Genomic DNA, 13,848 nt, shown 5'->3' on the forward strand with positions numbered 1-13,848 from the left:
CCCCACGCGTGCAGGATCAATATACGATTCCGGAAGCTGGCACGCCAGGCGGAATTCGCAACGCTGCGTCGACCTGTCTCGTTAAATCGGCAATCATTGCGGACCGGACTCAAGATAAGCCTTCGCCGAGTTGCCTGCCATGGACGACAAGATGCCCGCACGCCGGCGGACCAGCGACCTCACCAGTGGACCTATCCCGCGTACATTGCTGCTGTTCGCCCTGCCGGTGCTCGGCTCCAATGTTCTGCAGTCGCTCAACGGCTCAATCAATGCCGTCTGGGTCGGTCGTTTCCTCGGCGAAGCGGCGCTGACCGCCACGTCCAATGCCAACCTCGTGCTGTTTCTCATCCTCGGCACCGTCTTCGGCATCGGCATGGCGGCGACCATCCTGGTCGCGCAATCGGTCGGCGCCCGCGATCTGCCCGAAGCCCGCCGCATCGTCGGCACCAGCGCCACCTTCTTCTTCCTTGTCTCGGTGGTGTTCGCGGTCTGCGGCTGGATCTGGGTCGATACAATCCTCAATGCGCTCGGCACGCCGGCCGATGCGTTGCCGCTGGCGCGCTCCTATCTGCGTATCATTTTTCTCGCCGTACCGATGATGAACCTGCTGTCCTTCGTCATGACGGTGCTGCGCGGCGCCGGCGATTCGCGCACGCCTTTCCTATTCATGGCGCTGGCCGTCGTGCTCGACGTCATTTTGAACCCGTTGCTTATTCTCGGCATCGGCCCGTTCCCCGAACTCGGCATCGCCGGCTCGGCCACCTCGACGCTGATCGGCCAGACGGTAAGCGTGCTTGCCATCCTGATCGTGCTTTATGCGCGCAAGCACCCGCTGCGGCTGGCCGGCGCCAATCTTGCTCTGCTGCGGCCGGACCCGGCGCTGCTGCGCATTGTCGTCTTCAAGGGCGTGCCGATGGGCCTGCAGATGATCGTCGTCTCGTCCGCGGCGCTGACTGTGATGGGCATGGTCAATGCCTACGGCTCGCAGGTCGCGGCTGCCTACGGCATAGCCGCCCAGCTCTGGACCTATATCCAGATGCCGGCGCTCGCCATCGGCGCCGCGGTCTCGTCCATGGCGGCGCAAAATGTCGGCGCCGGGCGCTGGGACCGGATCGGCCGCATCGCCGCGTCCGGCGTCGGCTTCAACCTTGTGCTTACCGGCGTGCTTGTCGCGCTGCTGTTCGTATTCGATCGCGCGGTGCTCAGCCTCTTCCTCAGCAGCGACAGTGCAGCGATCGACATCGCCACTCACATCAACAAGGTCGCATCCTGGTCCTTCATCCTGTTCGGCATCACCATCGTGCTCTTCGCCACTGTGCGTGCCACGGGCGCGGTGATGCCGCCGCTGATCATCCTGGTGATCTCGGTACTTCTGGTGCGCACCAGCTTCGCCTATTTCTTTCGAAGTGCGATCGGTGAGGAAGCGTTGTGGTGGAGCTTTCCGGCCGGCTCGATAACCTCGCTCGTGCTGGCCACGGCCTATTATCGCTTCGGCGGTTGGCGCAGCGTGCACATGATCGAGAGCCGGCCGGCTGCCGGCGAACCGCCGGATACCGGCCTCGGCGTGCCGCGCCAGCGCGCGCATCTTTCGCCCGAGACGCCGAACGGCTGAAAGGCCGGCTCAGCGCGCGTATTTCGCGCCAAACCCGAGCGCCACCAGGGAAAAGACGACAATCATGCCGGCAAAGGCCAGGCTCGCCACGGTCGCGCTTGCCACGGTCGACAGGATGCCGATGCCGATGACCGGCAGCGCGTTGCCGCAAAAACAGCAGATGAAGAAGGCCGAGACCACTTCGGCGCGCCGGTCCGCCGGCGCGATCTCGTTCACCACTTGCAAGCCGCCGCGATAGCCGAGCGCTGCCGACACGCCACACAGAGCACTTGCGGCGACCATGATGGCCATCGAGGCGAAGACCTGCGCCGCAACGATCAGTGCGACGCTGGGGATCATCAGCGCAAGTGCCGCAAACATCGCGGCCCGGCTCGAAAGACGCGTCGTCGCCACAATGGTGCCGGCCGCCACGATCGACAATTCAAAGAACAGAGCGCCGGCTACCGCATGGTTGGCTACCTGCAGTTGCTGCGCCAGGACGCTCGGCGCGAGTGCCGCATAAAAGCCGACGAGCGCCATCGCGCCAAAGCCGGTCACCGCCGGCGCAACAAAATTTGCGCGGATGTCATCAGGCACGGAAAGCCGCGGCCGCATCGAGACGTCAGCCAGTTTTCCCGGCCGCGAAACGGTTTCCTGCGTACGCCAGATCAGCAGGGTTACGATCGCTAGCATCGCCAGGTGGACGACGAATATCAGCCTGAGCGGCCAAGGTGCGTATTCTGCGAGCAACCCGGCCCCCAGCGCACCAATGCCGAGGCCGAGAAAATTGGTGCTGGTGGCAATCGTCGCCGCCTGTGACTTGTCGTTGGCCGAGAGCAATTCGGCGAGCCAGGCCGTCCCAGTCCCGGCGCCGACGCCAATTCCCAATCCGCTCAAAATCCGGGCGATGTCGAGCCACGCGACATTTTCTGCGAACAGGAAAAACACCGCGCTGACGACGGCCACCGCCATCCCGGCCAATGCCATCGGACGGCGCCCGATAACATCGGACACACGGCCCAACATCAGCAGCGCTGCCAGATTGCCGATGACATAGACGGCGTAGACCAGCGTCAAAGTGATCTGCGAGAAGCCGAAGACCTGCTTGTAGATGATGTAAAGCGGCGTCAGCGCCGTGCTGCCGGCGAAAAGAGCCGCGATCATGGCAGCCACGGCAGCCGCTGCGGCGCTGCCGCCGAGTTCGTGATCGCGCGTCATGACTTGAGCGTGAGCTGTCATTTTTCGACCTTTTGCTGTTCGGGATCTGACACCAAACGCCTTTTTCGCGTCAGCCGTTCCCCCTTCCCGACTTGCTCCTGACAAGTTTGGCAGCTTTGCCGATGGCGCTGAGCGAGATCCTCTTTTAACCTCAGCGGATTGTCAGGGGAGATTCATGGGCAAAGGACGGGTCGAGGCATTCACCGATGGCGTGGTCGCCATCATCATCACCATCATGGTGCTGGAATTGAAGGTGCCGCATGGCGAGGATTTTTCCGCGCTGGCACCACTCTGGCCGATATTCCTCAGCTATGTGCTGTCCTTTATCAATGTCGGCATCTACTGGAACAATTTGCACAACATGTTCCATACCGTGCAGCGGGTTGACGGCCGCGTGCTGTGGGCGAACCTCAACCTGCTGTTCTGGCTATCGCTGATGCCGGCGACGACAGCCTTCATGGGTGAGAACCATTTCGCGCCCGTGCCGGTCGCCGTCTATGGCGTCGACCTGGCGCTCTGCGCCATCGGCTTCAACATCCTCACCATGGCCCTGCATCGACTGCACAGCAGCGAAACCCTTTTCGCCAGGGCATTGGGCAATGACCTCAAGGGAAAGATCTCGCTGGCCCTCTATATCGCCGCCGTCGCACTGACCTTCGTCAATCACTGGATCGGTGTCTCGATCTATGTCCTGGTAGCGCTGATCTGGTTAGTGCCGGACAGGCGCTTCGAGCGGCTAATCGAGAAATAGACAGACCATGATCCCGAACCGAAGGACCGCGTCAGCGAAAAGAGGATGCCGGTTTTCGGAAAAGATCATGGTCCAACGAGAAGATAGAGCCCATCCCGAATTTTATCGGGATGGAACAGGCTCTAGCCTCGCATTTCCTTCAGCTTTTCCGCTACCGAGGCGGCAAGGTCGGCGTAGCGCTCCTCCAGCCGCTCGGCCGCCTTGATCACTGAAAAATCATGGCCGAACTTTTCCAGCGCCATACGCAGCTTTTCGACGAACTCCGCCTGTTTTTCGAGCGCCGAAAAAAGCGTTTTCACTTGCGCTTCGCTGATGTCGGGATTGGCAAGCATTTGCGGCACTTCGCGGCTCATCTGGTCGCCGGTTGCGGTCTGTTCTTTCAGGATCTCGATCCAGTCGGTCAATCGTCAGTCTCCTTTTTCGATATCAGCATGCGCAGCGCCCGCCGACGCGGTCAACCCGAAGATACCGGCATCGGCTTGCGCGAGCCTCGTTCCGCGCTAAGTTCGCCGCGGCCAGAACAGGAGAAAATCATGACCACCAACGCCGAGATCCAGACCGCCCTGCCCGCACTTGCCTCCGGTAATGTCGCCGTCATCACCGGCGCGGCCAGCGGCATCGGCCTTGCCGCGGCCAAACGGCTAGCGGCGATGGGCATGAAGATCGTGCTGGCCGACATCGGCGGCGCACGCCTCGATGAGGCCCGACACGCCGTCGCCGCCATCGCCGGCGAGAGCGCCGTGCTTGCTGTTGCAACTGACGTCTCGAAAGCCGACGAGCTCGACCGACTGGCCGAACGGACATTCGGCGCCTTCGGCGACGTCTCGCTGCTGATGAACAATGCCGGCGTCGGCAACAACCCCGGCAAGCCCTGGGAGAACCGCGAGGCCTGGAAGCAGTTGCTGGACATCAATTTCTGGGGTGTCATCCATGGCGTCGAGGCCTTTGCGCCGCGCATGCTGGCGGCGGGAAAGCCGGGTCTGATCGTCAACACCGGCTCCAAGCAAGGCATCACCACGCCGCCCGGCAACCTCGCCTACAACGTCTCCAAGGCTGGCGTGAAGACCTATACCGAGGGCCTTGCACACGCGCTGCGCAACGAGCCCGGCGCCAATGTCGCGGCGCATTTGCTCATTCCCGGGTTTACCTTTACCGGCCTGACCGAAGGTGCGACCGAAAAGCCGGCCGGCGCCTGGACCGGCGAGCAGGTCATCGACTTCATGCTGGCCTCGGTGCTGCGTGGCGATTTCTACATCCTGTGTCCCGATAACGAGGCGACCCGGTCCATGGACGAAAAGCGCATGGCTTGGGCGATTGGCGACATCATCGAGAACCGCCCTGCCCTGTCGCGCTGGCACCCGGACTACAAGGAAGCCTTTGCAGCATTCATGAAATGATCCGGCGAACGTCGCGCAGGAACCCGGACAACAGGCTCCCTCACGCCGAAGCGTGCTTCTTCGCGTTGCGCTTCTTGGCCACGGCTTTGGGTGCGGCCATGTCGGCAACCTGTTCGTCGTGCCGCTTCGCCGCGCGTTCACATTTGGCCCGGATTTCCTCGACTTCGGATTCGGTCAGGTGCTCGATGCCGATAAAGGTATTCTTGGCTTTGCTGACGCGGATCAACTCGTCGAGCTTGGCCTGGATCGCTGCACTGTCGCGGTTCTGGGTGTTCTGGATGAGAAACACCATCAGGAAGGTGACGATCGTGGTGCCGGTATTGATGACGAGCTGCCACGTGTCGGAAAAGCCGAAGACCGGACCGCTTGCCGCCCAGACCACAATGATCAGGAAACAGACGGCAAACGTCGGCGGCAGACCGGCAAGATGGGCGATATGGTTGGCGATCCTGGTGAACAGCTTTTCGATCATGGCAGGGAGAAACAATCGGCAACTGCTTCGAGTTCCCTGCGAGGAGGAATTCACGGTCAAACAGCGCACGCGCCGCGCTCGCAACGATCAGGCGGCGTCGTTTTCCCAGCGGTCGAGGAAAGCCTCGATAGGCAAGGCCTGCATGTCGGGGACTGCCCTGGCCAGTTTCTCGACCGGCCAGTCCCACCAGGCAAGACGTTCGATCCGTGCCGCAGTTTCCGCGCTGAAGCGCTGGTACAATGGCTTGGCCGGAACGCCGGCGACGATTGCATAGGCCGGCACGTCGCGCGTCACCACCGCGTTGGCACCGACGATCGCGCCATTGCCGATCACTATGCCAGGCATGATCACCGCGCCATGGCCGATCCAGACATCATGGCCAATGCTGACGGCTTTCGCCCGCCGCCGGTCGCGGAACGCCTGATCGACACCCAGCCAGCGGAAGTACTCGTTGGGCCGGTAGCTGATCTTGTGTTGCGTCAGCCGCTCGACCGGATGCTCCAGCGCATTGATGCGGCTGTTGGCGGCGATCGAGCAGAACTTGCCGATCGTCGTGTAGATCGCCTCGGCGTGGCGCTCGAAGTAGGAGAAGTCGCCGACCACCACCTCGCGCAGGATGACCCGCTCGCCGATCGACGCATAGCGTCCAAGCTTGCAAGCCTTCAGCTCCGCCGTCGGATGGATGCGCGGCTCGGGATCTTTCAGGACAAGGTGTTCGGGACGGTCCATGCGCGCGCTTTACGCCGGCACGCATAGTCTCGCAAGCCGAGTGCAGCGCCGCGCATCCGTTTGGATGCGCCAAGGACCCTGTAGCACCTTCAGTCTCTATTTCGGCTTGCCGCTGGTCCACACCACGTTCTGGCCGTAGAGCGGCACGGTGGTGACCGACATTTTTGCCGAGCCATCCTGCACTTGGCGCGAATGCGAGAGGTAGATCAGCGTCTCGTTGGCCTTGTCGTAGATCCGGTTCACCACCTGCTTTTTCCAGATCAGGCTGATGCCTTGCTTGAACACCTCCTCGCCGGCCTCGCTCATGTCGATATCGCCAATGGTGATCGGCCCGGTCTGGCGGCAGGAGATCGAAGAATCGGACGGGTCCTCGAACCAGTTGCCTTTCTGCAGGCGGTCGATCATGCCACGGTCGAAATAGGAGACGTGGCAGGTCACGCCCTCGACCTTCGGATCCTTGATCGCCTCGACGATGATGTCGTTGCCGAGCCAATCGACGCCGACCTTGCCGACTTCCTCGGCGACGGCCGCGCCGGCACCAATGACCAGGCATGCGGCCAACGCGCCGCCAATCAATTTTCGCAAAGAGGCCTCCTGCGGTTCGAATTTTGCCGACCTCAGGTGGGACGAACGGCAGCGCTTTGCAAGCAGATCGCCTTCCCACTGGATTGCCGGTTGCGGCAACGCGACATCTTTGCGTCGGCGCGACCGAACCGCTAAGAGTGTTCGCCAAGCCAGGGCCTTCACGGCGCCAATATGGCGGCCGATGGAAATCACGACGGACTTTCACTGATGATGCGTTCAATTCTGGTCGGCATTCTGCTCTTGATGGCCGCAGGCATCGGCTGGCTCACCTTCGACTGGTACCGCGGACATTATGGCGGCGAGCCGTTCGGAGCGCCGTTTACGCTGGTCGACCAGAAGGGCGCGCCGGTCACCGAAGCCGCCTTTCGCGGCCACCCCAGCGTCGTTTTCTTCGGCTTCACGCATTGTCCGGAAGTCTGCCCGACCACGCTTTTCGAGTTGGCCGGCTGGCTGAAGACGATGGGCGACGACGGCAAGAATCTGCGCGCCTATTTCGTTACGGTCGACCCGGAGCGCGACACGCCCGAAATCATGAACACCTATGTCAGCAATTTCTCCGATCGCATCCTCGGCATCACCGGCGATCCCGACAAGGTCCACGCCATGGCCAAGTCCTTCGGTATCTACTGGAAGAAAGTCGACACGAACGACGGCGACTACACGATGGACCACACCGCTTCGGTGCTGCTGCTCAATGCCAAGGGCGATTTCGCCGGCACCATTGCCTATGGCGAAAGCCCGGACGCCGCCATCGCCAAGCTCAAACGGCTGGCGGCGGAAGGTTGACATATCCGGTAATGACGCAGACGCGTTTGTATTTCACCGCGGGCAAGATCGAGGCTGATCGCATCTTCGCGGCGCTCGGTGCGGCGTTCGACGATGAGGGCCTGCCGGTTGCGGTGCTCGAGGTCGACGAGGACCGCGACATCCACGAAGTATCGCTCTATGCGGACGACAACGTCGATGCGGTCGAGGCGCGGCTTAGGGACATCCTTGCCGGACTGTCGCTGTCGAAATCGATAGAGCGCGAAGCGCTGCCCGACATCGACTGGGTGGCGCGCTCGCTGGAGGGGTTGAAGCCGGTGCGGGCCGGGCGCTTCTTCGTCCATGGCGCGCATGACCGCAGGAAGCGCCACAGCGGTGAGCTCGCCATCGAGATCGAGGCCGGCCTTGCCTTCGGCACCGGCCATCACGGCACCACCGCCGGCTGCCTCGAAATGCTGGAGCAGGTCATAGAGCGCGAGCATCCGCGCAACGCGCTCGACCTTGGCACCGGCAGCGCGGTGCTCGCCATCGCGGTGGCCAAGCTCGCTCATATTCCAGTGCTGGCGACCGACATCGACCCGGTCGCCGTCAAGGTGGCCGCCGCCAATGCGCGGCTGAACCATGTCAAGGCGCTCATTGAAACGGTGGCTGCACCCGGTTTTCATCATCCGATCTTTGCCGCGCGTGCGCCCTTCGACCTGATAATTGCCAATATATTGGCGCGGCCGCTGATGCGGCTGGCGCCGCAAATGGCCGGGCATATCGCGCGCGGTGGCTCGATCGTTTTGTCAGGCATTCTCGAGCGCCAGCGCGACGCGGTGATCGCGGCCTATGTCGGCCAGAAATTCCGGCACGTCCGCACCTTGCACCGCGAAGGCTGGGTGACGATCCATCTCAAGCGCTGAGGCGCCGCGCCTTCAACGCATCCGCTCGGACCTAGCGAGAGTTCGCCGCTTTCTTCAGCTCTTCGCGATCGTAGCCGTGAGCTTTCAGCGTTTCGTCATCAAAGCCAAGCAAAACGCCGCTCACATACCGGCTCGCTTCGCGCTGGCGAGCTTCGATCAGCGCGTTCACAGCGCTTATGAAAAATCCGCGTCTGGCTGAAATCGTGGACATGATGGTCTCCTTTGCAGGCAATAAGACACGTTCCTCCACGTTAAGAAGGTAAGCCTTGCTGACGCTTTTTGAAATCGCCGATTCTGCATGGCCTCCATGCGCAAAAAGAGGCTGTCGCGACCAGGCATGATCGTTCCGAAAATCGATTCCGATTTTCGAGGCCATGCGCTACGGTCGCGCCAGCATTCGAGGAGAGCCCACATGTTCCAGACCTTCGATTCCGCCGGCGATCCGGCCGTTGGCAAGCCGCGCGTGGCAATGCTACGCCAATGGTTGGCGGCGAATGGGCTGGACGGCTTCATCGTGCCCCGCGCCGACGAGCACCAGGGCGAATATGTCGCCGACCGCTCGGCACGGCTGAAATGGCTGACCGGCTTCAGCGGCTCGGCCGGCGTCGCCATTGTGCTTGGCAAGCGCGCCGCCATGTTTGTCGACGGGCGCTACACGCTGCAGGTGCGCCAGGAGGTCGATCTCGACATCTTTTCGATCGAGAGCCTTGTCGACAACCCGCCGGCCAACTGGATCAAGGACAATCTCGGCAAGGGCGTGCGGTTGGGCTTCGATCCATGGCTGCATACGATCAGCGACGTCAAGGCGCTGAGGGCCTCGGCCGTGAAGTCCGGCGCGATACTGGTGCCGCTCGAACAAAATCCGATCGACGCCATTTGGCAGGACCAGCCCGGGCCGCCACTGGCGCCGGTCGAGATCCACCCGATCGGCTTTGCCGGCGAACTGGCCAAGGACAAGTTGGTCCGGCTGGCGGCAGCCATCGAGAAGGAGGGCGCCACCCATGCCGTATTGACCGACCCCTCCTCCATCGCCTGGGCCTTCGACATCCGTGGTGGCGACGTGCCGCACACACCGCTGGCGCTCGGCTTTGCCGTGCTCGCCGCCGACGGATCGCATCTGCTTTTCATGGACCAGCGCAAGTTCTCACGCACCGTCGCAGCCTATCTGACGCAGCTCGCCGAATTGCACGAACCCGGTGAATTCGAAACAGCGATCGTCACCCTGGCCAAGGGCGGTGCAAAAATCGCGCTGGACCCCGCTCTGGCGGCGGAGAAGCTCAGCATGCTGGTCGAGGACAATGGCGGCACCGTCACTGCCGCACCGGATCCGGCCCGCATCCCACGCGCAACGAAGAACAAAGCCGAGATCGCCGGCGCCCGCGCCGCGCATCGCCGTGACGGAGCCGCCGTCGCCAAGCTGCTGTGCTGGCTCGACCGTCAGGAACCCGGCACGCTCGACGAGATCACCGTTGTCACCAGGCTCGAGGAGACGCGCCGGCAAACCGGCGACGAAACACAGATGCCGCTGCGCGACGTCTCGTTCGACACAATCTCCGGCGCTGGTCCCAACGGCGCCATCATGCACTATCGCGTCTCCCGCGCCACCAATCGCAAACTGGAGCATGGCGAGCTGTTCCTGCTCGATTCCGGCGGACAGTACCAGGACGGCACCACCGACATCACCCGCACAGTGCCGATTGGCGCGCCGACGGAAGAGATGCGCGAGCGCTTCACGCTGGTGCTGAAAGGCATGATCGGCATCTCCATGCTGCGCTTTCCACTGGGCACGCGCGGCTCCGAACTCGATGCCGTAGCGCGCCTGGCGCTATGGAGACACGGCTGCGATTTCGCCCATGGCACCGGGCACGGTGTCGGCTCCTATCTTGCCGTACATGAGGGCCCGCAGCGTATCGCCAAGACCGGCACCGAAAAGTTGCTGGCCGGCATGATCGTCTCCAATGAGCCCGGCTATTACAAGGAAGGTTCTTACGGCATCCGCATCGAAAATCTCGTCCTGGTCACTCCGGCTGAGATGGTCGAAGGCGGTGACATCGCCATGCATGGCTTCGAGACGCTGACGCTGGCGCCGATCGACAAGCGGCTGATCCGGTCGGATCTGTTGACGCGTGACGAGTTGCATTGGCTCGACGAATACCACGCGCGGGTGCTGGCCGAGATCGGACCGATGCTCGACGGCGAGACGCTGGCCTGGCTGGAAAAGGCAACCGCCCCGCTGCCGCACGACTTCAAGCAATAGCGGCGGCGGCAACGCCGGTTGACAGGCTTTGCTCCGCAAGCAGTTCTTGCAAAGCCGTGACGTTGGGAGAACCGGCTCCCTTGCGCCAGAACAACACCGTGACGGCGTTGTCTTCGTCAGAGGGCAGTTCGTGCAGCTTTAGCCAGCGGCTCTCCGGGAAACCCGAAAGCACACTTTTCGGCATCAGCGCTATGCCCATGCCAGCCACCACGCAACTAAGGATGGCATGGTATGAACCAAGCTCGATGGTTTTCTCGGCCATGAACCCTCTGCGCGCGTACCATTGTTCCAGCCGCTTGCGGTGCGGGCAGCCGTGCTCGAAGGCTATCATGGTTTTGGGCATGTCCAGGCGGTCGTCGATCGAAACGCGCGATGCCGCCGAGACAATGATCAGCTGCTCCTGGAATGCGGGCAGCTTTTCGAACGGAGCGTCGGCGATGGGCTCGGCGGCGAACGCCGCATCGAGCTCGCCGGCAAGCATGGCGGTCGCGAGAACCTGAGGATTGCCGGTGCGCAACTGGATTTCCACTTCGGGATAACGTGCGTGATAGTCGGCGAGCAGACTTGGAAGCCGGGCCGCGGCGGTGCTCTCCATGGCACCTAGGCGAAGCGTGCCGCGCGGGCGTGGATCGAGCATCGCCGTTCGCTCCTCCTCCGCAAGCGCCAGCAGCCGATCCGCATAGCCGACCAATTTGTGACCGGCCGGCGATACGTGCAGGCGCTTGCCCTCCCGGATAAACAGCTGCACGCCGAGATCCTCCTCGAGCTGCCGGATGCGTGTGGTCACGTTCGATTGCACGCGAAACAGTTTTTCCGCTGCCCTGGTGATTCCGCCCTCGCGCACCACCGTGCGGAAGATGCGCAGATCGGCCAAATCCATACATCTCTCCTGGAGAACGTAACGATCTTAATTATTCATTTTAGCTAATTAGCCCTTTCCCGTAAATCGTCGGTGTAGCTGCCTATCAACACGGCAAACCAGGGGGAGATGGAAATGTCGCCCGAGCCCTTCGGCATCCAGCCGATCGATCTAAGCGCATTGACGCCAAAGCAGCGTGAAGCGCTCTATAGCGGCGCCGTGCGGCGCGCCCACCAGGAGAGAGCGGAGGCGATCCGGCTGAGCCTGTCGCAGGTCGCGTCGATATTCAAGAAACCTGCTGGCTGGGCAGGAGCTATTACATGGTTTGCAGCGCAGATGAGCGCTGCGGCGAAGCCGCACGATCAGAAGTGGTGATTTTCGCAATGGCGGTGGGTCGGCTATCGACCGGACCCCAGCATCACCCTGAGTGCGAAGCCGACCTGGCTTGTGCTGCCCAACAACTGCGTGACCGACATCACACAGACGACGCCAATCTGCAGGGGGTTGACCGCAGCCTTACTGCTGCCAACCGGCTTTCTTCAACAGATCCGCCATCTGGTCTGCCCAATGTGGATTGCGCAGCCTGAGCGGCGCCAAGGCATCGCCTGTAGGGTTCTCCATCTCCCGCATCAGTTCGACGCAAGATCTTGCCTCCGGCAGACGGCCAAGCGAGACGTAGCAGCAGGCGAGTGTTTCATAGGTGGGTCGCCACGTGGGACCGACCTTGCGAGCCTCAATCGCCGCGACGAGCCCCTCGTTTGCCTGCCCCGCAAATAGATAAGCGAGCGCCAGGACATTAAACCAGACGAAGTTCTGCGGATCGTACCGGTTCAACATAAGGCCGTGTTCGAGCGGCGCTATCGCTTCGGATGCGCTGCCGCGGAAAAGCTGCCCCATTCCCATAGCCAGATGACCAAGGGCGAAACTTGGGCTGATCTCGATCGCTCTTTCCGCAGCAAGAACGGCTTGTTCCTGCGCATTGGCATAGATGCTGCAGATGGCGAGCGCATAATGCGAATAGGGATTTTTCTCGTCGAGCCGAACCGCCTTCAGGGCTGCATCCAGGCCTTCTCGGATATCCTGTGCCGGCTTGTCGCTCCAGCCGTAAGCGACGATGCCGGCGCTCACCCGACCGAGCCAGAGATGGGCCTCTGCGAGTTCAGGATCGAGCTTGCACGCCAGCCGAAATAACTCGCGGCCACGCAAGTGAGTTTGACGGCCGACGTGGTGAAAATGCCAGGTACCTTGCCGCACCAGGTCCCAGGCCGTCGCATTTCCGCTGTTGCGTCCAACGGCTGGGAGCGACTCCGTCTTGAGCAGTTCGGGTTCGATCGCACCAGCCACCCGCTCGGCTATGGCATCCTGGACGGCGAACGCCTCCGTCAGTTCCATCTCGTATCGTTCGGCCCAGATCTGATTGGCCGAGGCGGCATCGACCAGTTGCGTCGAGACCCGGATCTGCTGGCCGGACCGGCGCACACTTCCTTCCAAGACATAACGGGCGCCAAGCTCGCGGGCCACCTGTTTGGAGTCGACCGACTTGTCCTTATAGACGAAGCTGGAATTGCGCCCGATCACCCGGAACCATCGGAACCTTGTCAGCGCGGTGATGATGTCCTCGGTGATGCCGTCAGCCAGATAGGCCTGTTCCCTGTCGCCGCTGACATTGGCGAACGGCAACACCGCAATGGACGCCCTTTCGGAGAGACCCGCCAGTTGGCTCGGAAGCGCATCGTCTGCAGCGGGGTCAAGCACATGAACACTGCCGGCGAAGCGATATCCGGTGCGGGGGACGGTGGCGATCCATTCGCTGCCGTCCGGCTGCGGGCCGAGTAGCTTGCGCAGGGCGGCAATCTGCACCGAAAGATTGCTTTCCTCGACGACGGCATCGGACCAGGCGGCCTCCATGAGGGCCGTCCTGCTCAGCGCCTGCGTCGGTGCCTCCACCAGGGCCTGAAGCAACGACAAGCCTTTTTGCCCGACCGCAACTGGCTTGCCCTCGCGAACAAGCGTCCCGCGCAGCAGGTCGAGCACGAACGGCCCGAACGCGAAGCGTCGCGGTGCTGAAGCATCTCGCTTTCCGGCTTCGGAAGAATTCGGAACTTTCGCCTCCTGTTAAGGACTTCGGACGGGGGACTGATCATTCTGGCCGTCCTTCGCACAGACTAACACAAACGGAGGTTCAAGATGATGATGTTGAAACAGCCGGCCGCAATGGACAGTGCTGCGCCCAGCGAGGGAAAGGCTTTGGTTGTTAGGGGCGGCGAGGCTTATCGGGCCGAACAGGGGTCGGACTATCTGCCGGGAATAAGTGCTGAG

15 protein-coding genes are annotated in these 13,848 nt (G+C 62.2%); 7 read left to right on the forward strand and 8 right to left on the reverse strand.

The genetic code is table 11. From position 1 onward, the window contains the following. Positions 1-139: 139 nt before the first annotated feature. Positions 140-1,612 carry an MATE family efflux transporter gene (locus NKJ09_RS14325; RefSeq protein ID WP_352481525.1) on the forward strand — a complete coding sequence of 491 codons (1,473 nt, stop codon included), beginning with the start codon at positions 140-142 and terminating at the stop codon, positions 1,610-1,612. 9 nt (positions 1,613-1,621) lie between these two features. Here NKJ09_RS14325 and NKJ09_RS14330 read toward each other — a convergent pair whose 3' ends face one another. After that, positions 1,622-2,830 carry an MFS transporter gene (locus tag NKJ09_RS14330; protein ID WP_352536413.1) on the reverse strand — a complete coding sequence of 403 codons (1,209 nt, stop codon included), beginning with the start codon at positions 2,828-2,830 and terminating at the stop codon, positions 1,622-1,624. A 154-nt stretch (positions 2,831-2,984) separates the two neighbouring features. Here NKJ09_RS14330 and NKJ09_RS14335 point away from each other — a divergent pair, with 154 nt between their 5' ends. After that, entirely contained in the window at positions 2,985-3,560 is a 576-nt protein-coding gene (locus NKJ09_RS14335; RefSeq protein ID WP_023721173.1) for a TMEM175 family protein, read from the forward strand. A 122-nt stretch (positions 3,561-3,682) separates the two neighbouring features. Here the strand turns inward: NKJ09_RS14335 and NKJ09_RS14340 are convergent, their stop codons facing one another. Continuing rightward, a complete protein-coding gene (locus NKJ09_RS14340) occupies positions 3,683-3,964 on the reverse strand; it encodes a hypothetical protein (RefSeq protein WP_023721174.1) in 282 nt (93 codons plus the stop codon). A 129-nt stretch (positions 3,965-4,093) separates the two neighbouring features. Here NKJ09_RS14340 and NKJ09_RS14345 point away from each other — a divergent pair, with 129 nt between their 5' ends. After that, on the forward strand, positions 4,094-4,957 hold the full coding sequence (locus NKJ09_RS14345) for an SDR family NAD(P)-dependent oxidoreductase (protein WP_023721175.1): 864 nt from the start codon (positions 4,094-4,096) through the stop codon (positions 4,955-4,957). Between the two features lie 40 nt (positions 4,958-4,997). Here NKJ09_RS14345 and NKJ09_RS14350 read toward each other — a convergent pair whose 3' ends face one another. From NKJ09_RS14350 to NKJ09_RS14360, 3 genes are all read right to left on the reverse strand, one after another. Continuing rightward, positions 4,998-5,429 (reverse strand): low affinity iron permease family protein, encoded by a 432-nt coding sequence (locus NKJ09_RS14350; RefSeq protein WP_031194582.1) that lies wholly within the window; start codon positions 5,427-5,429, stop codon positions 4,998-5,000. A gap of 87 nt (positions 5,430-5,516) precedes the next feature. Then, entirely contained in the window at positions 5,517-6,158 is a 642-nt protein-coding gene (locus NKJ09_RS14355) for a DapH/DapD/GlmU-related protein (RefSeq protein ID WP_023721177.1), read from the reverse strand. Between the two features lie 96 nt (positions 6,159-6,254). Then, positions 6,255-6,743: a CreA family protein gene (locus tag NKJ09_RS14360; RefSeq protein ID WP_023721178.1), complete on the reverse strand. Its 489-nt coding sequence runs from the start codon at positions 6,741-6,743 to the stop codon at positions 6,255-6,257. A 207-nt stretch (positions 6,744-6,950) separates the two neighbouring features. On the opposite strand from NKJ09_RS14360, the gene NKJ09_RS14365 reads away from it, so the two are divergent. Beyond that, on the forward strand, positions 6,951-7,529 hold the full coding sequence (locus tag NKJ09_RS14365) for an SCO family protein (protein ID WP_352495129.1): 579 nt from the start codon (positions 6,951-6,953) through the stop codon (positions 7,527-7,529). 11 nt (positions 7,530-7,540) lie between these two features. Next, a complete protein-coding gene (locus NKJ09_RS14370; protein ID WP_023721180.1) occupies positions 7,541-8,413 on the forward strand; it encodes a 50S ribosomal protein L11 methyltransferase in 873 nt (290 codons plus the stop codon). A 31-nt stretch (positions 8,414-8,444) separates the two neighbouring features. Here the strand turns inward: NKJ09_RS14370 and NKJ09_RS14375 are convergent, their stop codons facing one another. Further along, complete coding sequence (locus tag NKJ09_RS14375) at positions 8,445-8,789, reverse strand: hypothetical protein (protein ID WP_352495128.1); 345 nt, start codon at positions 8,787-8,789, stop codon at positions 8,445-8,447. 36 nt (positions 8,790-8,825) lie between these two features. Between NKJ09_RS14375 and NKJ09_RS14380 the strand changes: the two genes are divergently transcribed. Beyond that, on the forward strand, positions 8,826-10,670 hold the full coding sequence (locus NKJ09_RS14380) for an aminopeptidase P family protein (RefSeq protein ID WP_023721182.1): 1,845 nt from the start codon (positions 8,826-8,828) through the stop codon (positions 10,668-10,670). Here the strand turns inward: NKJ09_RS14380 and NKJ09_RS14385 are convergent. Further along, positions 10,660-11,544, reverse strand: coding sequence for a LysR family transcriptional regulator (locus NKJ09_RS14385; protein ID WP_352495127.1), 885 nt, complete (start codon positions 11,542-11,544; stop codon positions 10,660-10,662). The two genes, NKJ09_RS14380 and NKJ09_RS14385, sit on opposite strands and share 11 nt — an antisense overlap. Positions 11,545-11,664: 120 nt before the next feature. Between NKJ09_RS14385 and NKJ09_RS14390 the strand changes: the two genes are divergently transcribed. Continuing rightward, positions 11,665-11,904, forward strand: coding sequence for a hypothetical protein (locus NKJ09_RS14390; RefSeq protein WP_352481531.1), 240 nt, complete (start codon positions 11,665-11,667; stop codon positions 11,902-11,904). Positions 11,905-12,045: 141 nt separating this feature from the next. On the opposite strand, the gene NKJ09_RS14395 is transcribed toward NKJ09_RS14390, so the two are convergent. Beyond that, positions 12,046-13,563: a winged helix-turn-helix domain-containing tetratricopeptide repeat protein gene (locus tag NKJ09_RS14395; RefSeq protein WP_023721185.1), complete on the reverse strand. Its 1,518-nt coding sequence runs from the start codon at positions 13,561-13,563 to the stop codon at positions 12,046-12,048. Positions 13,564-13,848: the final 285 nt, after the last annotated feature.

It is taken from the genome of Mesorhizobium sp. M0189 (assembly GCF_040322135.1).
Lineage (GTDB): Bacteria > Pseudomonadota > Alphaproteobacteria > Rhizobiales > Rhizobiaceae > Mesorhizobium.

What these genes read in the sequence shown, in the direction of transcription:
- NKJ09_RS14375 (WP_352495128.1), bottom strand. Translation starts at nt 8,789, where the DNA reads ATGGCCTCGAAAATCGGAATCGATTTTCGGAACGATCATGCCTGGTCG.
- NKJ09_RS14365 (WP_352495129.1), top strand. Translation starts at nt 6,951, where the DNA reads ATGATGCGTTCAATTCTGGTCGGCATTCTGCTCTTGATGGCCGCAGGC.
- NKJ09_RS14335 (WP_023721173.1), top strand. Translation starts at nt 2,985, where the DNA reads ATGGGCAAAGGACGGGTCGAGGCATTCACCGATGGCGTGGTCGCCATC.
- NKJ09_RS14345 (WP_023721175.1), top strand. Translation starts at nt 4,094, where the DNA reads ATGACCACCAACGCCGAGATCCAGACCGCCCTGCCCGCACTTGCCTCC.
- NKJ09_RS14325 (WP_352481525.1), top strand. Translation starts at nt 140, where the DNA reads ATGGACGACAAGATGCCCGCACGCCGGCGGACCAGCGACCTCACCAGT.
- NKJ09_RS14350 (WP_031194582.1), bottom strand. Translation starts at nt 5,429, where the DNA reads ATGATCGAAAAGCTGTTCACCAGGATCGCCAACCATATCGCCCATCTT.
- NKJ09_RS14370 (WP_023721180.1), top strand. Translation starts at nt 7,541, where the DNA reads ATGACGCAGACGCGTTTGTATTTCACCGCGGGCAAGATCGAGGCTGAT.
- NKJ09_RS14355 (WP_023721177.1), bottom strand. Translation starts at nt 6,158, where the DNA reads ATGGACCGTCCCGAACACCTTGTCCTGAAAGATCCCGAGCCGCGCATC.
- NKJ09_RS14380 (WP_023721182.1), top strand. Translation starts at nt 8,826, where the DNA reads ATGTTCCAGACCTTCGATTCCGCCGGCGATCCGGCCGTTGGCAAGCCG.
- NKJ09_RS14330 (WP_352536413.1), bottom strand. Translation starts at nt 2,830, where the DNA reads ATGACAGCTCACGCTCAAGTCATGACGCGCGATCACGAACTCGGCGGC.
- NKJ09_RS14390 (WP_352481531.1), top strand. Translation starts at nt 11,665, where the DNA reads ATGTCGCCCGAGCCCTTCGGCATCCAGCCGATCGATCTAAGCGCATTG.